Annotated in this window: 23 protein-coding genes; all 23 read right to left on the reverse strand. The window is 37.8% G+C overall.

The window, feature by feature from the left end; translation table 11 throughout:
* Positions 1–299: hypothetical protein (locus tag BO222_RS03490; RefSeq protein ID WP_198931986.1), on the reverse strand; the 299-nt coding region annotated here is incomplete at its 3' end.
* 115 nt (positions 300–414) lie between these two features.
* Positions 415–540 (reverse strand): hypothetical protein, encoded by a 126-nt coding sequence (locus BO222_RS14245; RefSeq protein ID WP_269843614.1) that lies wholly within the window; start codon positions 538–540, stop codon positions 415–417.
* A 79-nt stretch (positions 541–619) separates the two neighbouring features.
* Positions 620–2,242: a GH25 family lysozyme gene (locus BO222_RS03495; protein WP_075818375.1), complete on the reverse strand. Its 1,623-nt coding sequence runs from the start codon at positions 2,240–2,242 to the stop codon at positions 620–622.
* A 49-nt stretch (positions 2,243–2,291) separates the two neighbouring features.
* Positions 2,292–2,618, reverse strand: coding sequence for a hypothetical protein (locus BO222_RS03500; protein WP_075818377.1), 327 nt, complete (start codon positions 2,616–2,618; stop codon positions 2,292–2,294).
* Positions 2,618–2,881, reverse strand: a complete 264-nt coding sequence (locus BO222_RS03505; RefSeq protein WP_075818379.1) for a phage holin — start codon at positions 2,879–2,881, stop codon at positions 2,618–2,620. The genes BO222_RS03500 and BO222_RS03505 overlap by 1 nt, the downstream gene beginning before the upstream one ends.
* Positions 2,882–2,902: 21 nt before the next feature.
* A complete protein-coding gene (locus BO222_RS03510; RefSeq protein WP_075818381.1) occupies positions 2,903–3,511 on the reverse strand; it encodes a carbohydrate-binding protein in 609 nt (202 codons plus the stop codon).
* Between the two features lie 9 nt (positions 3,512–3,520).
* Positions 3,521–4,726: a hypothetical protein gene (locus BO222_RS03515; RefSeq protein WP_075818383.1), complete on the reverse strand. Its 1,206-nt coding sequence runs from the start codon at positions 4,724–4,726 to the stop codon at positions 3,521–3,523.
* Positions 4,727–4,945: 219 nt separating this feature from the next.
* The gene (locus BO222_RS03520) at positions 4,946–5,401 is read right to left on the reverse strand and encodes a hypothetical protein (protein ID WP_143356923.1); all 456 of its coding nucleotides are present in this window, start codon (positions 5,399–5,401) and stop codon (positions 4,946–4,948) included.
* Between the two features lie 5 nt (positions 5,402–5,406).
* A complete protein-coding gene (locus tag BO222_RS03525) occupies positions 5,407–6,474 on the reverse strand; it encodes a hypothetical protein (RefSeq protein ID WP_075818388.1) in 1,068 nt (355 codons plus the stop codon).
* A complete protein-coding gene (locus BO222_RS03530) occupies positions 6,474–7,358 on the reverse strand; it encodes a hypothetical protein (RefSeq protein ID WP_075818390.1) in 885 nt (294 codons plus the stop codon). Before BO222_RS03530 ends, BO222_RS03525 begins: the two co-directional genes overlap by 1 nt.
* Complete coding sequence (locus BO222_RS03535; RefSeq protein WP_075818392.1) at positions 7,358–8,395, reverse strand: hypothetical protein; 1,038 nt, start codon at positions 8,393–8,395, stop codon at positions 7,358–7,360. Before BO222_RS03535 ends, BO222_RS03530 begins: the two co-directional genes overlap by 1 nt.
* On the reverse strand, positions 8,395–10,650 hold the full coding sequence (locus BO222_RS03540; RefSeq protein ID WP_075818394.1) for a hypothetical protein: 2,256 nt from the start codon (positions 10,648–10,650) through the stop codon (positions 8,395–8,397). The genes BO222_RS03535 and BO222_RS03540 overlap by 1 nt, the downstream gene beginning before the upstream one ends.
* A gap of 2 nt (positions 10,651–10,652) precedes the next feature.
* Positions 10,653–13,526, reverse strand: a complete 2,874-nt coding sequence (locus tag BO222_RS03545) for a phage tail protein (protein WP_075818396.1) — start codon at positions 13,524–13,526, stop codon at positions 10,653–10,655.
* Positions 13,527–14,351, reverse strand: coding sequence for a hypothetical protein (locus BO222_RS03550; RefSeq protein WP_075818398.1), 825 nt, complete (start codon positions 14,349–14,351; stop codon positions 13,527–13,529).
* Position 14,352: 1 nt separating this feature from the next.
* Positions 14,353–14,850 carry a hypothetical protein gene (locus BO222_RS03555; protein WP_075818400.1) on the reverse strand — a complete coding sequence of 166 codons (498 nt, stop codon included), beginning with the start codon at positions 14,848–14,850 and terminating at the stop codon, positions 14,353–14,355.
* A 7-nt stretch (positions 14,851–14,857) separates the two neighbouring features.
* Positions 14,858–21,127 (reverse strand): tape measure protein, encoded by a 6,270-nt coding sequence (locus BO222_RS03560; protein WP_075818402.1) that lies wholly within the window; start codon positions 21,125–21,127, stop codon positions 14,858–14,860.
* Positions 21,124–21,510, reverse strand: a complete 387-nt coding sequence (locus BO222_RS03565) for an HK97 gp10 family phage protein (RefSeq protein ID WP_198931987.1) — start codon at positions 21,508–21,510, stop codon at positions 21,124–21,126. The genes BO222_RS03560 and BO222_RS03565 overlap by 4 nt, the downstream gene beginning before the upstream one ends.
* A complete protein-coding gene (locus BO222_RS03570) occupies positions 21,511–22,047 on the reverse strand; it encodes a hypothetical protein (protein WP_075818404.1) in 537 nt (178 codons plus the stop codon).
* Between the two features lie 3 nt (positions 22,048–22,050).
* The gene (locus tag BO222_RS03575; RefSeq protein WP_075818407.1) at positions 22,051–22,434 is read right to left on the reverse strand and encodes a hypothetical protein; all 384 of its coding nucleotides are present in this window, start codon (positions 22,432–22,434) and stop codon (positions 22,051–22,053) included.
* 74 nt (positions 22,435–22,508) lie between these two features.
* Positions 22,509–23,168, reverse strand: a complete 660-nt coding sequence (locus tag BO222_RS03580; protein ID WP_075818410.1) for a hypothetical protein — start codon at positions 23,166–23,168, stop codon at positions 22,509–22,511.
* 303 nt (positions 23,169–23,471) lie between these two features.
* Positions 23,472–23,786, reverse strand: coding sequence for a DUF7253 family protein (locus tag BO222_RS14485; RefSeq protein ID WP_075818414.1), 315 nt, complete (start codon positions 23,784–23,786; stop codon positions 23,472–23,474).
* 6 nt (positions 23,787–23,792) lie between these two features.
* Complete coding sequence (locus BO222_RS03595; RefSeq protein ID WP_075818416.1) at positions 23,793–25,550, reverse strand: phage major capsid family protein; 1,758 nt, start codon at positions 25,548–25,550, stop codon at positions 23,793–23,795.
* Positions 25,551–25,564: 14 nt separating this feature from the next.
* A complete protein-coding gene (locus tag BO222_RS03600; protein ID WP_075818418.1) occupies positions 25,565–26,164 on the reverse strand; it encodes a phage portal protein in 600 nt (199 codons plus the stop codon).
* Between the last annotated feature and the right edge of the window lie 106 nt (positions 26,165–26,270).

Below are 26,270 nucleotides of genomic sequence, written 5' to 3' on the forward strand. Positions count from 1 at the left end.
AGGAGTCCGGTTGATTTCAGATATTCGTTAAGAAACCAGACATCTCCAAAGCTAAGAATCAAAGATGGTGAATGGGTTACAGGACTGGATGAATACTTGCTTTCATCCACATCAAAATATAGATCCTGTTCTGGATCATAGCGAAACAGTCCTCGCTTACGGTTTTTGAAAATATGATTCTGTTTGTCGATTACACGACCAAGATTGATGTAAGTCTTTCGGTCTTTACCGTCCACCCAGTGTGAACAGCAGACTTTCCCATATTCAACCCCATTTTTTCTGTCATAGCAGAGATACATAACGATTCACCTCGGTAGAATTATTTCTACCTATAGAATAAATCTTTTTAGGAGTATATGGGTGGTTTTAGCTCGAAAAAAGCTATACATAAAGCGTAATTAAAGCAGTTAGAAATTAGATAGAATTTCTAGGTAGAAAAAGCTTGGGAATTACAGGTAAATGATGATATTCTCTTAAAGAACTTGGCTTTAAATTTCCTTTGGTTTCTAAATATAGTTCTATAGCTTCTAATAAAGTCATGGTTTATTCTCCTTTAAATAAAAAGAGAGACCACGATAATTCTTCGAAAAGAATATATCATGATCTCACATAATAAAACTTACTTTTTAACCATCAGAGGTTCTGCATTAACCCAATAGCCATTAACCATACAAAGATTTAATTGTGCGTTAACAGCTGTAACTTTTGACGGGTTTAAATATACTCGACTTGCAAGAGTAGAAATTACATCATCATTCTTTCCATCTCTTGTATCTGCCGCTTCTGTTACATCTTCTAAAGGTACAAGACCTCCTAAGGCTGGAATATAAACACAATTGTTTCTAAACGCCGAATTTGTTCCAGGAACCACAGCAATAGAACAGCTTGTGGATTTAACCGTTGAACCGACCTTTACAATAGCATTCTTATCCCATACTTCTTTAGGTTTTTCAGCCGGTTTAGAAGGTTTTGATGTAACCCAATAGTTCATGTCAAGTGGTCCTGGATTTCCGTTAACAGATCCGCTGCTCGTATATTGAAGCACATCATAAGTAAGTTCTGGATTGGCGTTATACCTTGCAAACCAGAATAACTCATCCGATTTCTTCTTAAAACCATTGTACTTGTTCTTTGACCAGTCAAGATTTGTATAATATCCAGTCTTATAGCCATGAGACTTTACTCGATCCATAAAGGCTCTAGTAAATTTCTGAACATCAGAAGATGTAAGATTAATTCCCTGTTTTTTGGCGTATTCAATACTGGCTCCTTCCATATCAAAGAAAATAACAGTACTCTTTGGAAGACCCGCTTTCTTAGCACATTCGACTGCAAAATCAGCTTCAGCTAATACTTCATTCATGTTTAAAGCATAAGTAAATAAATATATAGCACGGATATCCACTCCAGCTTTCTTTGCTTCTTTAATATGTCTCATGAAACTTAGATCTTCAGTGGTAGCAAACCCACATCTAAGGATGGCGAAATCAATATCTTTTTTAGCTTTAACAAAATCGAAGTTTGGCTGATAGTTAGAAATATCTACACCTTTGAATTTAGATTTAACCGAAGAAATATCCACCCAATGATCTTTCTGCTTTTCGGTTGGAGTTACAGCCATAAATAATCGTTTGCCGTTTTCAATCCATGAAATATAACGATGTCCATAGCAAACACATTTTTCAGTATATTCAATTTCGGTTCCTGTTTTTGCAGTTCTTACGATTCTTCCAACTGGGTTGTCTACTCGAATATTTATTTCATGATCCGGTTTAACCTTTGCGATTCTATGTTCGGGAATAAGATCGAAATTTGAAATTAATACTTTAGGTCTGAGAATGCCTGTAATCGTTCCCTGCCATGATAGTGGATACATAGATGCTTTAGGATTATTACAGCAGTTTTGAGTAAATGCCTGACCGTCTTTGTAGATAAAAATATGTCCATATCTAGCATCAGACCCAGTGCTTACAACAATATCTCCATTCTTTAAATCACTGGCTTCGTTGAAAAGATCCAAAATCCCATTATATTTACGTCCATACCAATAGTCTTTAGCATCTCCGTACGAGTCCTTAACTTTGTTACCATATAAATATAGAAGATATGTCTTTACGAGTGATACACACTGTCCGGCAAAGTTACAATCTCCACCTGTAGCATAAGCCACATTCCAACTTTTTCCATATTTATCCCAGGCTTTACCTTTAGAGTAATTATAGAAGGTATCAAATTTAGTCATTGTTTTGTCCTCCATTTACGATCAGTTCTAAGATAAGAAAAAGAGCGAATCATAACGACCCGCCCTTTGAATAAATTAAATCTTCAATTTCTTTTGAACAAACTTTCATATCTTCAGTATGGTTTGCTGTAAGCTCATGCTGGATTAATGTGTTAACACCTTTTAGCAGCATTTGGTTAACCATCTCTTGATTAACAAGACGTTCATTATCATTGATGAGTTTATCTTTGTTGGTATTAACGGTTTCTTCTATCGTCTTAACCCTGTTTTCGAGATCTTTAAAAGGTTTGATCATTTTTACAACTAAAGTCCAGATCGCAGCAATTGCTGTACAAAGGCTTCCGAAAAATAGAATTTCCGTTACGATCTGATCCACTACGCACCTTTCTGCTTAGGCTGTTCATATGTCAAAGCCTGTTCAGAATCTCCGAATCCTTTTGTGGTCGGATCGGCTACAATACCAGATAAAGCCAAAATAGCAAAAAGGGTACCAATAATAGCTACAAGTGCATTAGCCATATCGGTACCGTCATATTCAATGCCAAAAACTTTAAGAATCTGCTGGACTAATAAAAATACCATAGGAATTAGTGCAGTCCAGAATTGCTTGTTTTTTAGTCTAACTTTCCAGTTGATCATAAATATCTTTCCCTTTTCTCTTTAAATTTCTTCCCATAAAGTTTCAGTTCCAGTAACTCCAGGTTCCCAAACGTTATTGTCTACCAAAGATTTATAAGTTTTACCATTATGGGTAACCTGATCACCAATAGAATACCCATTGGTTGAATCAGGCTGTTCCCACTCAGGAATAACAGTTGGATCCTCGATTAAAATTTTAGAAAATAAGGATGGTGCCTGATCTGGAGTCCAAGTTTCCTGAGTAATATGTGCGGTTAAGACTCTATACAAAACATCTTTATGTCTGATTCTTTCACCCGCTTTAAGTGAAATATCAGCTTGCCATTTAGGATATAGAGCAACTACCATAAGAGCCGCTTCATCATCTAACGAATCTAAAACTTCCTTATTTTTCAGATATTCAAGAGTAATTTCAGCTTCTTCTTTAGCCTTCTTTTCTTTCTCAGCCAATTTTTTAGATTCTGAAAGTTCCACTGAATACATGAGTTTATCTCCAGAAATATAAAAGCCGTCAAGATCAGCAAGAATCTCAACGGCCTGGTTATCTAATTCAATTGGTGTCTTGTCAGTTTTGAATGTTGATAAAGCATTAATATTCCTGTCTTCATCTAATCCTACGAAAATAATCATAATTTCTCCTTACCCTGTTCTAAGCCACCATGGGGTTTTAACACTCCGTCCGGTTTCGTTAAGTGGGGCTAAATAAAATCTCCATTTTGATGCATATGTTCCATCCATATCATAAATAACTATTGGACTCTGGTTTTCCATATTTGCTCCATAAACGTTGATGCACTTTCCGCTCTGTACTGTCGACTCGATAACGTTGGCCATCTCTTGCCAAGTTGTTCCAGGCCATATAGTATTTGGATTTACACCTTCTTTAAAAGGAAGACTGATTCCAATGGGATATAATCGATCAACAAGAGATTTAATAGCTTCAGCGGTATTAAAAATGAGTTTTTTATCAAAATAAGCATGACTTTCAGCCACAAAAGGTCTTGCGGTAATCGTTTTTCCCGCATCGGTAGCTTGGTTGTATTCACGACCGCAAACCATAGCATCACCTTGCTGAGAAAATCCCATCCAAGCTCTTGCAGGGGTAATACTTCCGGTATGAGTTACAGACTCGAATTTATCAGTAAGTATAACTCTGAATTGAGTTTCCGTGTTTGTTGGACAGATATTTCCCGTCACAAAAGACGAATTGCCAGTAAAGGCAGTGAAGGTTTTAAGAGTTGTCCATGTTGACCCATTTAAATACTGAAAGACAGCTGTAGCTGTGTTTCCTGAGATGTTTTTAACTTCATAGTTATACGTAACTTTCGCATAAGTGCCGTTAGCATCCAAAGCTCCAGAAGAATTACATCTTTGAAGTGTGAATGTGTTTATTCTTGGCGAATGGTAGGGTAATACATTAATGGTTGTAAAAATTTCTTTTCTTAGTTTACGAGTATCCTGAGTTTCTGTTTTAATCTGAAATGTTCCAGCTTTAGTGATAGGAGTGGTTTTCGTTACAGATTCACCCCACCAGACATCTCCATCAGCTAAAAATGTATTTGCAACCCCTTCAATAGATGTACCCGGAGCCGCTTCGGCGGTTGAGGTTATAAGAGCGGTAGTTTTGTTTTGTACCCATTGCCCATTTAGAGCATTATATAAAGTAAAACTTGCGCTTAATTTTGGATTGTAATTCCCGTTGTCTGGAATCGTAAAAGTAACATTAGGCAAATCCATCGTATAAATCTGATGGTTTCCACCATTATCAGACCAATTTCCACCACTGTACATAATAGCGTTAATTCTGGATGTGGTGATTTCTCGACGGTTACCCATAATACGCATTAACGCATTCCCTTTTTGGCTACCCCAATTTAGTGGAACAGTTGTGTTTGCGTTTCCGGGTCAGTCTCTTGCTAACTCTAAATATCGACCGCCATCAAACCACGCACGAACAACCCATTTATAATTCGTTGGACTGTTTCCTGCGCCGAATGTAATTCCTTCATCGAGTGAATATCTTGTATTCGTCGTACCAAACCAATAAGCCATATTACCTCCTTTCTATCGAATAACTCCGATTCCCTGAGAGTTAATCGTTACCGTCATGCCGCCAAATTTGAATTTCTCTTTGACTTCGAGTTCGTTGATATGAATCATGTTTGCGGTGATCCACATCGGTTCGGAGTTATCAGAAGTAACGAAAGCAATTCTGTCATTTTTCATCAACAGTTTGATTGGAGCATTCACTTCGCCAATTTCAAGACCCTTATTGGTAAAACGCATATACTTCGTTTTATCTTCAATCGTTCCGTTAAGATTTGTGACCGCCTCTTTGATAACCTGATTGAAGGAATCGACTGTCTGGAAATTGTACGATGTCAACGTTTCACCTGTAATATATTCAGCTGAAACAGTACTTAGTATTTGTCCTGGTAATGTCTCGATACTGGATTTTAGAGAAGTGATCTGCTTTCCATAAGAGTCTATAGCTATGGTGCGGCTTGCTAATATAGCCATTTAGGTTACCTCGCTAATTCTTGAGGAGAAGGAGAATATGGATAAATCTCTTCACCAATTGTTAGCATATGATTTTTGACCTTAATCACGGCATTCTTAGTAGCGGATAGATGGAATACTCTCATATTGGTTGGGTATGAAGTCTTAAATTTAACTGTCACATGTGTCCAAGTGTCTGCTTTTACAGTAGATGGAGTAATTGAAATATATTCTTCACAGTGTAAATCTTTTGCATCTTTTCTGCATTGCATGTGAGACAGTAGACCTCTATCTGTTGAGTGATCGACGCTTGTCCAAACATCATATTGATATGTATAAACCTGATTTGGAATTAACTTTTCGGCAGTTTGCAGAACATCTAAACCATCAGTTGGATAAATATATCCTGTTTTACTAGCGTCTGCCGCTACTTTAAAGCAAAATGAATTATCTTCTATTTTTGAATATTCCACTGGACCACTTGATTCTATTTTTGAGAAATTCTCAGCATTAGGGATCGTATATGGAAAAAGATTCTCATCAAACACCACCGTCGGATCAATTTCAGGAGCTGGAGTGTATGGATAATCTTCATCTCCGTAAGTCACCATGATGTTTCTGATATAGAGATCTGCGTCTACATCTCTTAAATAGGCGGGAACAATCGGAAGGGTAACCGCCTTGCCTTTGTCAACGTCAAAAGCAAAGGTGTATTTATGGTGCCGCCAAATTTCGCCATTGATGAGCATTATATTTCCTGATTTAGGAATATGACCAAACCAATATTTGGATTCGAGAGGGTTTGTTGTATAACCACTCGGATACGTCTCTGACATTGGATTGGTTGTGCCTCTTTGACGCTCTATGTAAATATAGTCAAAAGACACGGTAAAATGTGTTTCTCTTCCCACACTTCCGACAAGTGGAAATAACTCTTGCCTTAGATAGTATTTTGTCTGTTTAAGCCCGCAAGTTATCTTTTCACACTCGTGCCCTTCATAAGTCACTACATTCTGAGACGGTCGAGTCCACAGATTTCGCCTCTTTGTATATAAACTCCCGTCAGGAAGAGTCCCAAACATATCTTGATTCATCACACTGCCTCCGTTGGGTTATCTACATCTTCTGGCGCAGAACTCCATGGATAGTGTTCGTCACCAAGAGTAACCATAGGTTTTGAGATTTTAGCTTTTCCGCTTTTCACGTTTTGGACATAAACATGCAACTGTCTAAATTGTTCAATTTCTTCATCTGGGATTGAAAAGGTTCCATAAATCCGTCCGTGATAGGTTGATGGATCGCTAGAGGTATGTACAACAGTACACCATTTAGTCGTTCCGTTTTTAAACATGATTCCCGGTTCTACCAACGTTCGGTGATATAATTCATCAGTGTCATAGACAATGCTATCTACATCAAATTGAGCGGATACGGTTATCTGTTGTCCTCTGATCATGTCTTTAGATCCATCTACCCACCGAAAGGAATTTTCAGATTGCACGTTTAACCCTTCTGCAAATACGTTCGACGTTCCTGTGAGTAGATTTCTTCCTTTTGTATAAACCGATCCATCTTTGAGTTTTCCAAACTCTGGTTGTCCCGCTGTCCAAATATAGCCGGGTAAAGCTTCTGAAACATTAGAAGGATATATTTTTTCGACCGGTGTGCTTCTAACAAGTAATGCAATATAACAGACTCGTGGGTCTAATTTGATCGTTTCCACTATCGAACCCCACGGACGTACGACTTGAAGATTATTCCCTAAGTATCTTTTATTTTCATCAAAAGTGGTAAAAAAGTATTCATACCCACTTTTGATAGGTATATGAACAGCCTTAGAAACGGGAATTAAATCTTTTACTCTAAGCCGTGAGTCTTTTCTGATTTTTTGAGATTCATAGGTCAGATTGTCGTTAGACTCGTTTACACTGCCTATTTCAAAGTCATCCGCCGTTAATTTTAATTTCGCCCAATCCATCAACTCACCCCTTCCATGTCTTCTGGCGCTGGAGAATAAGCATACTCATCGTGTCCAAATGTGACCATTACTTTTTCAATCGATGATTTTGTATTCGATGTAAGTTGATCTAAATAAAGTTGATAAACATACAAATATGGATCGTCATATTCATGAAGACCGTTTGTGTCAGTATATTTACTTTTCCATGTTCCTTTACAGATATAACCGTAATCGGTTTTTACAAAATCCCCCGGTACTAAATTTCCATTACCACTATGACAATAAGCTCTGAATGCTGTCATTTCCGGAGATAATTTACCCCATATCTGAATAGTGAAATCCTGACCGTGCTCCGGTAATGAAGCTAATCTTATAACCAAAAATTGATAGTCGTTGCTATCTACTTTATTTGGTGATGAGTTTAAAGCTAAGTTTCTTCCTTTTACAAATAGTGATCCATTATCAAGAATTCCATATTTAATATCCTCGTTAATCACATCACCCACATCTTCTGGTGCTGCACTCGGTTCAGTCCTTGTGTCTCCATATTCGAGTTTAATCCAAGCAATGTTAACGGGAGTTGCCGGATTCTGGGCTGTAAAAATGATAGGCCGCATATATTCTTTTGAAGATTTGAATGTTGAACTTATAATCGACCATTCTCCAATCTTCATAGTCCCAGAAATCTTTATATTATTCGGATTAACGTATGAAGTATCTCCGGGATTAGCGAAATGGAAATGCAAAGGTAATATATTATTGTGAGTAACTGTATCTGTCACCTTGATACACATCGAGTATGTGTAGGTTTGGCCAACAATCATTGGAATCCATTTGCTTGGATCATTAGCATTAATACCTCTATGACAATATATAAGACCTGCACCAAGATATGTTTTTACAGTCGGTTTACCTTCATATAGAACATTTGCATCTATCGTAGAAGCTGGCGAACTTTGGCTTACCCAGTTTTCTAAAATTAGCGGATACGATTTTTTTAGTAAATTCCTTCCTTTTATACCATAGGAGCCGTCTACTAGTTTAATTAATTCCATTAGACCACCCCCCCGCTTTCAAGACAACAACTAATCTCTTCTGTGTCATCTACCTTTCGGGTTAGCGTTTTTCCAGTACCGATTTTCGTTCCGTTCTTATACCAGTTAAGACAGCCTAGTGCATAGATCTGAGGATCTGTCAGCTTCTTCGATCCTTGAAATACATTTGCTGTAAGAACAGTATTGTCCCCATCCATGACAGACGTAATGTCTAAAGGGAAACTGTAAGAACTTCTGATCTCATCGCTAAGTTCTGAGTAGTGCGATTCAACTGTCTGTTTAATGCCATCAGTTGTGACTTGAATATCTGCTTTTGCGGTTCTAATTGCATTGTCAACATCGGTTTTATTCGCTTTTAGAGCGATTTGATTTGCATTTTGAGTAATGTTTGTTTCAGCTGTGGTGACTCTTCCTTTTAAACCACTTACATCACCTTCCACATCCTCAGGGGATGGAGACCAGGCAGTAGCTAGATTTCCTACTTCGATCTGTACATTCCAGAGCTTATATGGATTTGCATAAGGATAATCGCCAAGACCAAGATTAAGAACCGCAGCGTCAGGATGATCGTATTCGATCTGGAATTCGAAATAATCCGAATCATTAGATGCTGTTGAGTTATACCTAAAGTCAGCTGGAGCAACATCAGTTGAATCCGAACCTGCTGGAGTAAAGTCTGCTTCAGGAGTATAGCCACTTTCATCTAGTACAACGGTTCCCGCAATACTAGTCGGAGCAGGTGGCTGGGTTACAACTGTCGTGTTCGATTTATTCTTAATCGACCATAGATACATAACATCCTGTAAATCAGAAAACCCTGAAACAGTCAGAACGTTATGACCAGATGGAATATTGGCGATAAATCCAACCAAATCTGAAGGGTTAGCTTTGCAGGAGAGCTCATAGTCGTTAACTGTGATGGTGTTTGCGTTACCGGCATAAATATTTCCCTGAGAATATCTTTTACCGAAATCAGTTTTCTTGGATAAGTTAGTACCTCCAACAGTAAGACCATCAACCGTCTCACGAACTTCAACAACACTCGAAGTAATCTGATCTGAAGCAATATTCAACTGAGCATCCGTATAAATCTTTGAATTCGAATATTGAGTATCTGCATAATCCTTAGCCGTCTTAACAGCATTCGTCACTTCAGTTTTAGTAGCGCGCAAAGCAATTTGTTCTTTATTTTGATTGATTGAAGTTTCTGTGGTTACCAGTCTTCCATTGATAGTACCCAAATCTACATCAATATCTTCTGGAGCTGGAGACCAGTCAGTAGGAATTGATCCGTATTCAACCTTAAGTTTCTTGAAAGAGATCTCACCATTCCGTTGAAGCATTAATCTAATCCGTCCAAACTTACCATTAACTTCTGGTTTCTTCCAAACGAATTTAACCCATTGATTTGCAGTAACCTTTGGATTGTTTCCGTGATCATTCTCAAAGTCAACTTCAACGTAATCTAATCTTGTATCATTCTTTTCGTTAAACGTCTCAAACATTAAAAAGGACCTTCCATCCCATTTTGAAAGATCCTTGACTTTAACCATGACTGAAACAACTAATGGTTCTTTAGTGATTGGAAAATAGTTACTGTAGAAAGAAGTATATCGATTACTCGTAAGACCTGTTGCGCTTAACGTAGCTTCTGTAAAGTTTTCACTGTCTACAGATTTTGTCCATGAAGTCGGTTCTTTAAATCCTGAAATACAGTTTGTATCAACTCTGAAATCACGAGATCCACGAACAAGGTTTGTTCCTCCCACTGAAATATTCGAAAGTTCTTTCTGAACTCCAGTGATTTTACTGGTGATCTGATTCGAAGCTACTGTCAATTGTGAGTCTATATAATCAACACTCGAATCGTATTTTGAATCTGAATAACTTTTAGCATTTCGAACAGCATCGTCAAGGGCACTAGACAACTCTGTTTTACTGGCTTTTAGAGCAAGTTGGTCTGAATTCTGCTTAATACTGTTCTGAGCTGAAATCACTTTATTGTCTATTTCAGTAAGCGTTTTTTCAACATTGCCTAATCGTCCAAAACCAGCTTCAGTGTCTTCAGTCAGCTTTTCCAGTTCTTTAATATTTTTAGCAGCCTGTTCGTTCAGAGTTTCTAGTGATCCCTGATGCTGATCTGCTGTACTAATTTCTTTGTTTAGCTTTTCAGCCATTGTGACCATTGATCCACGAACTTCTTCTCCATAAATAGCCTGCTTAAAATCACGTATCTCTTTTGAGATATCCGCCATCTTTATCTCCTTTCTAGAGCTTCTAATTTCTCAACTCTTTCTTGTAAATCTTTAATTTGTTTTTGCTGGAATTTACATACATTAAGTAAATCAGGAATAACTTCTTCGTAATCCAGTGCTCCAAAAGTTGTTTTTCCTAGATCTTCATCCTCAAATTCCTGTAAAAATGCCCAGTCTTTGTCATCTACTAACTCAACTGCTTCCTGATAAATGAATCCGTGGTGTAGTTGATCGTCACCTTTTGTCGTCATTTTGAATTGATACGGAATCAGGTTCTGAACTAGGTAAAGCGACTTCTCCAAATCAAGTTCCTTAATGTCTGTCTTAAGTCTTCTATCTGATTTACGTTGCAGTGAGTTGTATTTAAGAACTCCCAAATCCACAACCCCTCCAGCATAACCCTTATTATAGAGGACAAAGTTTCCATTCTTTGAAGCTAAACGGTTACTGAAGTCTCCACTGCTACTGGTTGAATGAAAATCGATATACGAAACATTTCCTCCAGAATTGTTGTTTGGGTAAATCTCCATACCCGTATGAACAACTAAGGATTTGATAATGCAGGATCCTGCTTCTGAAATTCTGAAGTTCTTATTCGCAGTTACAATACCTTCAAGCTTAATTTTTCCAGACTTAATAGCGATTGTTTCTGGAGATATGTTGATTGCGCTGATAATTTCGTTTGGTCCAATTTTCTTTGATACTTCGGCTTTAAGAGAATCTGAAGTTAACTTAAGTGAGGACCTCGTAACCAGTTCGCAAGTATTCGGAGTGTAGTAAGTGTTCTTTCCACCTTCTTCAAACTTTAATCGATTTAAATATACTTTCCGGCTGGTTACACTGGTATCTAATCCAATCTGGAGCCATCCTTTATAGATCTTTGCTGGAGTAGCAAAAGAGCAATCATATCGTTTTCTATCCTGACCAGTTGCCAATGTAATGTTCTTACCAACGAGGCGCTTTGCATTCTTGTTTCCATCTGCATCGGCTTTCGTTTCGAAATATCCTAAGTTGACTATCAGGGTTCCTGCTTCATTGAAGTTCTTGGAAATATCTGTTGAAAATGTATACGTAAGACCAGGTTTTAACAGCATCTCAGAAGAATATAATGTTGCATTCGTTGTTCCAGCAGCTCCAATACAGAAGCAGTTTTCCTTGTATCCGTCATTGTATTCAATCCCTGAAAATGCTGAATGCAGATCTGTAGAATCTTGTGGGTTTCGAGTGTTCTTTAGTAGATTGTCGTTCCCACCGGCAGATTCTTCGACTGAAAGTAGAATGTTATCAGCCGCATTTTGAATTTTCGACTGGACTGTTGTATTAGTCCAATAGTTATCAGATAACTCATCCTGCCATTTCTTTTCCTGAGTGGTAGTGTAGTTTACATCAATCTGTTGAGCATGAATGCTATTAGCAGCGATATGCTCACCCATGATCCAACCATCCATAGTAATAGCAGTATCAAAAGGACCTCTATAACCGTTTGATGAATGAGCAAAACCATTCATGTTCCAACGCCAAATATTTCTGGCATTCTCGATTTTGGGCTCATCCATTACTAAGACTTCGTTCTTTCTTAAAACCAGAAAGCCGTCGTTGCCAGCCATGTTAAGCAAAGCTGTTGCGTTCTTCCTGGCTAATTCAAGAACAGAATACTTACTTGGCAAACCATCAATCCTGTTATAAACATCTTCGTTAATGTCGGTATTAATCGAAGTTAGAGATGTTGTGTTCGAATCACCAAGTGTGAAAGTCGTATTCTCAGGCTTCATTAAAGGAATAGACAGCTTCTTTACAGGAAATCTTCTATCTAATCCATGAGGCTCTGAAACGACTCGAATAGAGTCACTGATTTCTATTGATTCAGCATCGAGATTGTAGTAATTCAGATCAACAGCCTGAAGTTCAAGTTCCATTGCATCAAACTGAATATCTTTTAAATAATCCTGAGCATACTTCAATAAATTCTCTGGAACATGGACATCATTAAACTCAATAACTCTCTCGATCCAACCGTATTTAGCTACCATCGTATTGTTAGGAACAAATATAGAATTGTTATTAACAGGAGCTACAGTAATATGTTTTCTTAAAGACTCGTTATGGTAATTGTTACTTCCAGGGGTTGTATTGTTTTCAGAGTCATAAATAGGATTACCGTTTTCGTCATACTCATAATCGAAATCTTCATCCTGCTCTTCTTCAGCTCCTAAAGGTAAAACAACTGTACAGAAGTCACTCATATCCCAGTTCTTGGTAAAGTCCAGAAGGTTCTCTCCAAATTGGATAACCTGGGAATTAACTCTTGGTTGATCTTTAAGATAATCGATCACTGGAGTCGGATCATTGTCAACATAACGAACTCTAATCAGACCATTAAGTCTTTTAAGAAGTTTTTCGTTAATCGCTTCGATTGTTGTTTCGTAGTTTGTAAATCGATAGATTGAATCGTTCGCATCTTCGACAGTACAGGAACCCATTTTGAATTTTCTTTCTGATCTCTTGTTGTGGACTTCAATCAAATGATTCAGAAAAGCCAATACTGTCATGTTATGGAATTCATCCTGCGGTTGGACGGTATCGTTTAAAAATGCTAATGCTCCTTCAACAGTAAGAGATCTGTTACCGAAGAAATCAATAGATTCAGACAAAACTCTGCCAGTCCATATCAGTTTTTCATACTTGTAGACTTTGATGGTTGTGGTTAGTCTCTGAATTGTATTGTAACCACAGTTTGATGGTGGGAGTGTTAGATCAAGTTGACCAGCAGCACTCTCCTGTAAAGTCAATTTCGCATCTATAACGTCAATTTCTTTATCGTTAAAAGGTATTGTATCGTCATAGATAATTAAATCGTCAGCTTTAATCAAATACATTTACAACACCCCTCTCCTAAAGAATATGTCTACAGCAGCATCCCCTGATTTAACTGACAGTTTTATTGTTGAGTTTCCAATCAAGTTTGTTCTTAATCGGTTCTCTCCTTCGTCGAGATGTTGAGTGTGAGTTCGAATTCCGCCAACGTTAACTTCACAATCCACTCCTTCTTTTGCTGAAGAAGTTACAGTAATCTTTGGATATGTTTCCTGCATAACTCCAGATACTTCAGGTGGAATTGATAAGGTTGTAGGACTCGTCGACACCACTCTTACATCTTTGAGATTGAGTGGAACAATACCAGTTCTGAAATTAAACGGGTCCCATTCCCAATCTCGATCGTCTGTAGTATAGATACTCCACTTAAACGGTTCTACTTCGTAACCAATAGTGATTTTTGAGTAGTCTTTAGTAGGACTTACTGATTCGACCCAAAAAATACCTTTATAAAAATATCTCCAATCATCTTCAAGCCGCATAGTCATTTCTCTACCATGCAAATAGGATCCAATTTTTCTAATTAACTCGAACACATTTGGTTCATAATCATGCAAGACTATGAAGTTTAATTTCCCGGTTCTATTCTCATATCTAGGAAATCCCATGATTGAGTCGGTTAAATCCAAAGCTGCATTTCTTCCCGGCACAGATACTTCACGCCGTTTAACATTTGGTGGCTCGATAACAGGTCTTGTTTCTGGTGCTAAATGCCAATGATCCCATGTATTTCTCTTACCAAAAGTGATTGAATGAATGATCCTATTCTTGTCATTAAAGTTAAAATATGGATCCAGCTTGATTTGTTTACTAGACAAGATAGCCATATCAAATCTCCTTTATCGTTGGATCAGTTATTAAATATTTATATGCATCTAGGTTATACGAAATTGTTATTCGTGAATAATCATCATTAGAACTGTCCCATCCAGAAACAGAAAAACGACCCTGATAGAAATACTCAGGATCGTCTTCTAAAATAGCTTTCATTTTGAATCCGTGAAGGTGACTCATGATTTCAGAGTAAAGTTCAGCCCAGTTCCATCTCTGATCTACAACTATAAACTCTATATCACCTTCTCTGTTCTGGAGGGTCGTATATGGAGCGATGATATCGCCACCGATGATTGAACCATTTTTCAAAGAATTTGGATCAGACCTAATATCAATACCAGGAGGAGAAATAACAGGAAGAGAGGTTGGTACAATACCCCAATGATCCCATGTATTTCTCTTACCAAAAGTGATTGAATGCGGAATTCTACTCTTATCGTTGATATTGAAATATGGATTTAGTCTGATCTGCTTACTCGATAAGATCGCCATAAAACCCTTAAACTCCCCTCAACTTAAGTGTTTGCTTTGAACCAAGTTGAGTATCAATTTTATCTATTAACTGACCAACTAGAGCACCAGAATCAAGATATACTCTCATATTAGTAAAAGAAGATTTAAGTTCCGCAAATTCGTTCTGCAACTCGTTAATAGATTCGACAACATCAGTATTATCTACTGTAATGTTTAGTGTTTTATCTTCTTTATTTGAAACTCCATTTGCGATACTTGAAAGTCGAGCGGTCAATTCTGGCTCTTTATCAAACAAAGTTGATAATTTTCCAGCAGCAGAAGTAACTTCAGATAAGTCTACTACTGGAGTAATCGTCGGTATTAGACCATTATTATCTTCTATCAGATTATTAGTAGTAGATATAGCCTTATCAACGGCTGCAATCGTCTTCCTGGCAAGATTTTCAGAAGCTTCAACCACATTTGGAATATAAGTGTTAATACCATTTTCCAAACCCTGGTCAATAAATCTACCAAACTTGAAAAATACTCTTGATGGAGATCTGATAACAAGAGCTTTTCTAGATGCTTCAGCTACAGCATTCGCCATACTTCTGGCAGCACTAATAGCTCTCCATGCATTGGCGTTAATTCCGCTCGCTAATCCCTGAGCAATATTGGCTCCTGCACTATATAGCAAAGTGCTAGAACCGTTAAACTGACCTCTAATAGAATTTAAGAGGCTTCTGGCGGCACTAGTAACTCTTGATGAATTACTCTTCATTCCATCAGCGATAGCAGTCGTAACATTTTGACCAGCCGATCTAAATTTTGACTTACTATTATTGATTGCATCTACAACCTTTTTACCAGCTTCCCTACCTGCGTCAGCTAGTTTGCTAAGTCTACTTCTAAAACCTTCTACAGTCTCTGTAAGTAATCTACCACCGGCTTCCCTAACTCTAGATTGTGCGTCAGCAAATGCAGCAATGAAGTTTGAGATTCCAGTATTTGCTAAACTTTGAAGGCTTATAGAGAAATTATTCATTCCGCTGAAATCAATACTTACACATCCGGTGGCTAAGTCCACTAACCTCTTAAATTCATTGGTGGCAGAAGACATTGCTCCTAAATCGATTCCTGCAACTTGAGCAGAATAAGATGATATAGCAGATCCAAACTTAACAAGCTGATCACCGAAAGTACCCATATCATTTTCGCCCATAAACCATCCAGCTACTCCACCGCTATTAGGCAGATTGTTCGAAAGTTCAACTATTGCCCGAGCAGCATTTGCCGAATTAATAACTACATTAGGGTCGATGCCAGTTACTGAATCGGCATATGATTTCATAGCAGTACCAAATCTAACTAGATTATCGCCGAATGAGCCCATGTCGTTTTCGCCCATGAACCATCCAACAACACCGCCTGAATTCGGTACTTCCGTCGCTAACTGAACCATTGTCTGGGCAGCGTTTGCCGAGTTTACTACTACTTCAGCATCAAGTCCTGCAACAGATTCAGCATATGCTTTAAGACTATGTCCAAACTTAACAAGATTTTCTCCGAATGCCTGAACGTCAGTCTCTCCATTGAACCACCCTAAAACCCCTCCGGTAGTAGGTAACGAACCCATTCCGGTCATCAACTGGTTTAATGCGGTCGATGATCGAGCTATCGTTTCAGTGTCAATTCCAGATACCTGATCAGAATATAATTTGAGATAAGTACCAATTGAAACGAGATCGCTTCCAAATTTATCGATCGATTGTCCTCCAGTAAACCAGTTAGTCAATCCTTCCATGATATTTCTTTCGGTAAGCATAGTTACTGCTTTTACGAGAGTTTCAATGGAAGTACATAGGTTAGGATCGATACTACCAGAAGCGTTCATGAATGGTTCTAAGTTCTTGATAAAATCAGATAGATCCTTACCAATCGCTGGTAACTGATCGAACATACCTTTAGCAAATCCACCAACAATACCACCAACAAATTGTCCAATACCGGTTCCGATAGTTTGAAGTAGATTGCCACCATCAGCAATCATATTTTGAACACCAGGGATCTGGTTAATAGCTCCAAATGCCGCTAAAACTAAGCCGAGTTCACCAACAAGAAGTGATAGCTTAAGAACGCTTACCATTGCAGCTGGAACTAACGGACCTACCGCCGCTAAGGCAGCAGTTATTGCAGCTAGGAAACCTACATTAGTTAGAAACTGTTCTATATTTTTAGTTCCAAATTTACCTAGCTGATCCATAATAGCCCCAAAGATTTCTCCTAAGATATTAGAGACCTCTTTAACTATCTGCGGAATATGAGTTGATAAAGAATGCAAAACGATTACGATGAAATCCATAATCGAGTCACAGATCGAAGGCGCATATTTTACCAGCGTCTTGAGAACCTCATCGATAACTTTCACAATGCCTTCTGCAATATCTGGTGCTAAGGTTACGATAATTTTGATGACGGACTTCACTAACTCAATAATTATTTCTGTAATTTTTGGAAGGGCAGAAAGAAGTACATCGCAGATGCCTAGAACTATAGTCTTACCTACCTCGATTAGAGGCGGACCTAATTCGATAATCGCCTTCAATACATCTTTAGCCTTGGAAATAACTGCATCACCAAACTCATTGAAGGCTACAGCCATTAAAGAAACACCAGTTCCTAACACTCCTAATGCAGCACCGAATACTGCTATAGTCCCAGATAAGATTATTAGAGACATTGACATCGGAGCTATTACTTTTGCCGCAACCCCAAGTAATAATAGAGTGGCAGAAAGTGTAACAATCGATTTTATAATTCCTTCCCAAGAGACACCAGAAATTACGGAAACGCTCATTGCTAGCAAATTAAATGCAGCAGCAGCTACTACCATTGCAGCAGCACCACTCAAGGTTCCTTGCATAGCTCTAAGACCTACAGCCATTATTGCTAAAGCAGAACCAACTGCAATTAGTGACTTACCTATACTTTCACCATTCATACTTGCAAACATTTTGATTGGTGGAATAAGTAAGTTCAATGCGACACCGACCGCCGCAACCGAAGCAGCTCCTCCAAATGAACCACTCATCATTTTCAGAGCGATTGATAACTCTAGTAGAAGTCCAGCCAGTCCACCAAGACCCTTTCCAAGTTCTTTAAGCGACATGGAAGCCAAAGTTTGTAAAACTGGAATAATAATAGTAAGCGCTCCAGCCATAGCTATTAAGGATATCGCCCCAGAAACCGTTCCGCTTGATCCCATCAGCTTTAAAGTTAATGCCATCTCGGATAAGGCAACTCCCATACTAAGTAGACCCTGTACTAGCTGTTCTGGATTCATAGCACTAAGCTGTTTAAGAACAGGAAGGATAATATTCATCGCTACCGCAATTCCAGACATCGCTATAGACCCTTTAAGAATAGACCCTTTTGCTCCAGCCATTAATCGCATAGAAGCGACTAATACAGCAGCGATTCCTGCAATGCCTGCTACACCTTTTCCTAATTCTTCCCAATTTAGTGAACTCAGACTTTTAACGGTTGTTGCCATTAACTTAACCGCAAATGTGAAAATAACCATCGAAGCAACACCTTTCGTCATTGGTTTCTCAAGCTTCGACAGTCCCCACATAGAGGCAACAATAACGGCTGATATTCCAGCAATACCGGTTAACCCAACAGTCATCTGGTTCCAATCAAGTTCAGCTAATAATGATAATGCACTAGCCATAGTTGCTACAGCTGAAGCAAATTCACCTAATGTTTCTCCTACTTCCCCCAGAGCTTCAGCATCTTCCTCTGGTATCTTGCTCAATAATTTAATACCAGCAGCAAGCTCAAGGATTATTCCACCTAGACCAGCTAATCCGACAGCTACTTTATCCATCGGAATTTCAGATAAAGCAGTAAGAGATACTGACAAAATACCTACCGCCGTTGCTATTGCTAGAAGTTTTCCAACTTTAACACCTGAGGTAAATGTTGATAGAGATTCTCTAAGCGATTCGAAAAAACCACCGCTAGAAGTTCCAATATTAGACTTAATCGTATCTACTATTCCATTTAAGGTATCACCTAGACCATCAATTTTCTGAGCAAAGTTCTGAACATTCTGTAATATAGTAGAAAATGATAAACCACCGAATGCAGTGAAAATAATACCTAACCCTTTTGTCAGAGAGAATCGGTCAATAATATTGCCAATAGAATCTCCTATTAATGAGCTAATTCTTCTGATTACTTCTCCAAAAGCTTCAAACGCAGGTCCAAAACTTTTAGCAAACATATTTAGAAGACATCCTAGTGGATCTGAATCTTGAAATATTTTTCCAATATTTTCTGCGATGGTATCAAATCCATAAGACATTTCTTTGAAAAATGTAGTGACCACATTTTTGGAATCGCTAAATACTTGCGGTAAGTTTTTAATAGAATCTACGAGTGATTGTACTTTTTGTTTTACAGATGTAACTCCGTCATTAAACGATTTAAGACCGCCTATACTATTGTTCAGATTAGTAATAAACTTTCCAATCGTTGCAGTAAAAGATAAAAACAAATTTACAATTGGACGGATTAACTGTAATAACGGACTAAGTACTTTGCAAACAGCACCAAATCCTTTACCTAATAACGAGACAAAAGAAAAAACACCCTTGAAGGTGTTCTTAAGATTATCCGATTCAGTTCCAGTCAATTTCAATTTATCCGTGAAATTTTTGATTCGGTCAGTTAGCTTATAAATCATATCTCCTGTTATAGGAGGAAATACTTCTTTTAAAGCTGAGCCTATTGGAGATATAACAGATCTTAATGCTTCGAAAGAATTCACTAAGGATTTTACGAGATTCTCTCTGCCAGACATCTTTTTAAGAGAATCGACCCATTCGTCCACATTAAAACTTCCGTCTTTAAGTGCCTGGTTTAGTTTGAAGATTTGTTCAGCTTCTTGCTGTGATCTACCTGCTGCTACTAACTGAGCAACAGACATATTCTCGGTACCCTTTGTAATTTCCTTAATAGATTTGGTAAGAATATCCTTATTCAACCATCCAGATTTAAGAGATGCTTCGAATGAACCATACTCTTTGACCATGGAATCAACTGAGACATTGTTTTCCTTAGCTACTTTTTTTACAGTATCCAAGAATTTATTAGCATCTGGAATATATCCATCAACCAAGTTTTTCCAACCAGATCCTAAACCACCTTTTAGAAGACTATTTCTGGCGTCTGAAGACTTTTGAATAATTTCGCTAAATACATCATTCATCTGGGTCCATAAGCTTTTAGCTTCTTCGAAGTCACCAAATACAATCTCCCAAGTTTCTGCCCATCCAGAACCAACGGATTCTTTTAAGGTATCCATTAACTGACTGAATGTCTTAACGTCTGAGGCGGCAGCATAAGCTCTTTTACCAAATTCTGTTGTCTCATCAGAATACTTACTCAATGCGTCAACTAATACATCTGTGGTCATCCATTGAGATGATAAGGCATCGTTGAAGCCCATTGTAGCATCAAATAAATCAGAAACGTGACCATTCAAATCCTTTGTAGTGGATTTATATCTGTCTCCTTCTTTGGTTACAGTACCAAGCGCAACGGCACTATCTATCAGAGTTTGTTTAAACTCAACAGTAGCCATATTAGCATTCTCGATTGATTTCCAGTCCTGTAATCGAACTGATCCTGAGGATAATGCCTGTGCAAAGTTATACATCGCATGAGATGCCTGTTGCGCATTTGCCCCAGAAACCGCAGCTTCATTACTAATACCTTTGATGGCTAATACGGCTTTATCCAGACTAACTCCAGCATTTGTAAATTTACCTATACTCTCTGTCATGTCAGAAAAAGAGTATATAGTTTTATCTGAATAAGTGTTTAATTCAGCTAAGTATGCATTAACCTTTTCTAACGATGCACCGGAACTATTCATAATCGTTTGAATAGACCCCATTTTGAGCTCGTATTCGTGAAAACCATCCTTAATCGGATCGATAGCTAGCGAAGAGATTAATTGTTTTCCGGTATTAATAACAGAGTTAGTAATATTCTGAAGAGCAGTGACTGCGATAACCTGTAAAGCTGAAAATTTTTCTCTGGCACCATCTACAGCTGATGTAATTGGATTAAAATTAAATCTGCTTGCTTTTTCAGAAATCTCTTCAATCCCTTTTGACGCTCCGTCGAATTTCAGAGCTTTTTTAAGTTTATCTAAGGTGCTCATACTAGTGGATACATTCGATTCGAACCTACTATTATCGAACTCCATGGATACTACTTTGTTATCTATGGTATTACTCATACTTTCGTCACCTCCTTCCACACTGTTTCTGCTATCTCATCAAATATTGGCTGTACTGCCGGGTTAATATAATCTCTCCCTTGGACGTATCCACCAGTTCCAGTCCCATGACCGTACTGTAAGATGATGGCTATATTAACCCCTTTGTTTATGTTGCTATTTTTATATGTGATAGAGCTCATATCTGATCCGATCTTGAGGTCATAACTCCAAGAAGATGCAGTATCTCCAGAATCAACTGGAGTAGAATTCTTAAGAGCTTCCAATCCTTCATCACCGTATTCGGATAATATATTCTTTAATTTTAAGTTTTTACATTTTCCTAGATACCTTTCTAATTTTTTAAAATCACCCTTTTGTTTGATGGAAATAATATTTACCACCTATCCTTTAGTCTTTAAAGCAGCTCTTCTTTGAGCATTAAGGGCTCTGTTTCTAGCTATGAGATCTTTTTTACTCATAGGCTTATGCTGTTTACTTTCTTCACTACATACGTTAATCAAGGTTATTAGTCTGTTTATATGCCAATGCTCGCATTCAAATGGTATATTTAGTGAGATCATCCAGTAATAAATAAGTTCGGTAGTAATAATTCTTTTAGCACCAGGATTTTTCGACCCTCCGAAAGTCGTGGCTGTCATAGGATCGTTGATATAATCGTTTATCTTCTCTATATCAGTATCTCTAAGACCTAGAATAACTACTGGGTCTATTTCTTTCTTAGACATACAAGTAATATAGTGAAGTATTTCATCTTTAGTTTTGTCTGGTGTCGAGAAGAAAGACTTATGCCATTTGGATTCCCATTTTGAAATTGCGGACAACGAATGTTCTAATTCGAGATCATGCTTTGGTATGGTTACGAACAGTTGCTCTTTTTCATTCCAATATCGTTTGGCATCTATTGACATGCGTAACATTATTTATCCTGCGAGTTTTGTCATATCGATGTTCTGAGGAATAATACCTTTAACAAATTCCGCAGCCTCAATATCGTTAGTTGCCAGAGCCATATAGAGCTTTGGAAAAGCAGCTGAATTTTCAAATTTCTTTCTAATCTTCTTAGATTTTACAAAATGTTTACCATCGTCAGAAACTTCACCATATGATTTAAGAAGCATTGTTTTAAACAATTTAATTAATTTAGGAAGGTCTTTAGTATCAATAATTTTTTGAATATGCTCTGATAGACCTCCTGATTTAGACATTTCCATATCGATAATCTCTGCTTCATTTAAGTTGAAGTAAAAAGTATCTTTTACTTCGTTTCCGTTATAGTCTGTATATTCAATTGTCTTACTAATCATTGTTATTTTCCTCGCCTTATCTATAATAAAAAAAGAAGACTCTGTAAAAAGGAGAGTCTTCTGAGAATATCTATTTATGCTGTTGCGCCAATGAGAGCTTTTACTTCATCTGGTAACGGCATTGATGGTTCTTCCGTTTCAGACCCATATAATTTAGCTTCAAGAGCAGCTAATTTTGTCGGGTCTACTTTGGTAGAGTCGACAACCAGATGAGATGTTGGTTTGGCTCCAGTTACGTTAACTGGTGTAGTAGTAAATGTCCATGAGAATGTGACTGCCTCTGGCGACTCATTAACTGTTGAATGACTTTTCTCAGACGGAGATGCAAGAGCTCCGTAAACTAAATGAATCTTGTATCCATATTCAGTCCCAACCAGATCGTTACCAATTTCCGTTCTATACGCAAGACCAAATACCTTTCTTGACTGCTGATCAATCGTTACACCGTCTGCCAGAACCGTACTTCCATCGCATTCCGCGAATTCATCAGGGTAAGTATAAGCTTCAATAGTTCCACCAAAGTCTTCATTGGACATTAAGTTCAGATACTTAATACCGTTAGCATAGAATGGTGTAGCTTCAGCTCCAGAGGGAGATTCGTTGACAGCTGTGCAACCATTCCATCCTACACCCTTTGAATAGTTTCCATTTTCTCCAGGTTTATATAGAACAACGTTCTTGACACCTGTTTCATAGAGACGCTTACCGGTTTCATCCCATGCAATTTTTGTCATAATTCCTCCTATACGTAAATTGTCAAAACATCATGATATAGATTGTCTACCACCATCCTGCGATCAAATGAACTTAAAGGTAAAGTAAGGACCTTTTCAACGTAATCGTTGTCCGGGTCCTTACTAATAATCGTTACAGAATAGCGTTTATGTTTTAGATACTTACCGTTATCAGCACTTGAATTTTGATAATTATCAAAATTATAGATAATACATGGATAATGTATCTTAATATTTTCCGGAGGCTGATAATAAACATTATTGATTCCAGAAATATTTTTCAATAAATTATGGAATTCAATTCTAGTCATCATTAAACAATTCTCCGATTGATAAAATCAGTCTTGGCGGTTCAACCTCAACACTAGTAATCTTCCATTTGGAGTTAGCAAATTCAATCCATCTAATATTGTAGAAATTGTTAAGTGCGAACTGGTCCGCAACAATGCTTATGTCGTTAGTTATACTAATGTTGTCGTTTATAGATTGACCTGGAGTGTATCGGCTACTTCTTCTTACCACGTCCCCAAAATAGTTTCTAATCGTATAACTTTCTGTCCATACTCCTGGAGATGTTTCTACTGTTTCAGAAAAACAGATTCGACCGTAATACTTCATTTTGAATTAAACGCCAGTATTAGTTCCAGCGACGTTTTCAAATGCAATAGCAGAGTATGGTTTAACAAGTGCTCCTGAGCATCTAGTTTCAATCAGATATTTGTTCTGGTTGTAGTCAATATCGAAGTCATCAAACATGTTTACTTCTCCGCCTTTATCTGCTCCAACAACATAATCAGTAAGATTTACAAGAATGGCCATGAGATTCTTGGTGTTATTGTTGTCGTCTTTTCTAGTCTGATTTTCCATAACTTCTACGGTTACAATTTTGGACACTCGAAGCGTTGTAGCGAGATCATTGATGCTAGTGTAGATCTTACGACCTGTTTTATCTTCGATGAGCAGACAAGAGGTAAGGAGATCTTCGGTAGTAAATAAAGTCGGATTACCACTTCCCTTATAGTCTTTTCTAGAACGGATAACGGCTTTGATGAAGTTCTTAGCTACATCTTCATCAGTATCGCTATCCGCTACTTCAACATCTTTTTTCACCGTATAGAGATCCGAATCTTTCCAAATAGGTCTAATCGCATCTTCTTTAATTTTGTCATCGGAAGAGGCTAGACGTCCATCACCAATCAAAATTGCTCTAGCAATTTCCTCGTCAAGCATCATTCTCATTTCTTTCTTTAACCATGCTACTACATCGAAATCTGTAATATCGATCTGATCATCACGATCTAATTTCTGTTTCTTATAAATCGTAGTCGGGGTAGTAGATCTTTTAAGCAGTGAGAACACTTCTTCTTTCTTGAGTTTTCCCTTAATATAACCTCTAGCACGAGCTTCATCTTCAGTGATGTTAGCATGAACCGATTTAATTCTACTGAATGGATTGTGTTTTACGCCTTTCATAACAGTATCAACCCAATCCATGTTTCTGGAAACAAAGTCAGGTTCATTAGTAATAGTTCTAGCATCTGGGAATAAATAATCGATATTTTCAATACCATAGGTTGCAGCATGAGCTAGAAAACTTTCTTTGAGGCTTCCGTAGCGCTTAGCGTCGTTAATAATGTCCATCTGATCAGCATGAGAAAGTACATTACCTGTTAAAATATCTTCGTCCTGTTCGAATACGTTATGTTTCATATCTGCTCCTTTATCATCATCGTCATCATCTTTTTTACCGCTCATTGCTTCTCCGACTAATGCATATAAAAGCGTTTTCTGTTCCTCGTTTAAGGTATCAAAAACGTCTTTTAGTGTTTTTTCCTTACCATTTTCTGGCATTTCTTTTTCTCCTTCTCCCTTTTCTCTAGTGGTTTCCTCAGGAGAAATCCTATCTTTAAAGTCGTTATGCGAAAGATCGAGGTCTTCTCCCGTATAAATAATCGCTTCATCGACATCATCCGAATAATCCCCATGGGCAAAACCAATATTTTCGATATACGCTCCAGGATTGGCACCAGCTAATACTAAACTGACTTCTCTGATAACTCCGTGGACCACGTCTCTACCATTCTGTTTCAACTGGTTTGCGTAAATCGATAATGAACAAATATCACCATGTTTGATTGTTTCTTTTGCTTCTCTACCTCTAAAAGTGTTATTGAATGAGCAATAGGCATAAACACCTTCATCTCGATTTTGTAAATATGCATGACCTAAAACATTCTCCGGATTATCATGCTGATGCATCCATACCAGAGGAACTTTCGTACCATCACAATCTTTAAATGCATCTCGTTTGATAGTTCTACCATCGGAACATTTTAAGTCGTTTCGTGTAGCCCATCCTGAAAAATCAAATTTCGCGGACATATGTCCTCCTTTCGTTACATAGTTTCCATAGCTTCATCTTCAATAGGCATATCCTCATTAGCAGCAATTTCTTCAGAGGATTGACTTAGATTCTTGTTTCTTAGTTCATCAGCAGAAGGGTCGTTAGATGGAGCAATGCCTATAATTTGTCTAATTTCGTTTGATGTTAAGATTTCATTTCTTGTAAACTTATCTGCTAGTTCGGCAAGCTGACTTACTGGGGTTAATCTAAATGGATCTCGATAACAAATGATTGATTGTCCTCTAGTTCTAGCATTTTTTGATAGAAATTTTCTTTTCATTTCATCAGCAATTGCCGAACAAATAGGTTCTATAGTTCGGTTATAATAGTTAAGCATTGCTGTTTCACTGGCAGTTCCATCCATAATTTCTTGAGTTAATCCAAGTTGACTAAATAGCTGGTTAGTTAAATATTCAATCTGAGCCATTAGGTTATTATCAAGAGGTCGATTTAACTGCGTGACTTTTTCGGTTGCGTCGATGTAAGCAATCCCATACCTATTGTTATTGAGTTGCTTCTCCAGATCTTCCACTCTAGCTTTTGCTTGGTCAAGTCTAGCCTGAGATTTAACGTAACCTTTTGAAATTTGCACGGGCTTTTATTCCCGGTTATCCCTGAATACCATCAAAGGCGGAAATCTTCTCTGTGCTCCAGCTTTCCTCTCAGGAAAGTCGGAAACGGAAGATTTCCGCCTTTTG

The organism is Ileibacterium valens (assembly GCF_001945525.1).
Lineage (GTDB): Bacteria > Bacillota_I > Bacilli_A > Erysipelotrichales > Erysipelotrichaceae > Ileibacterium > Ileibacterium valens.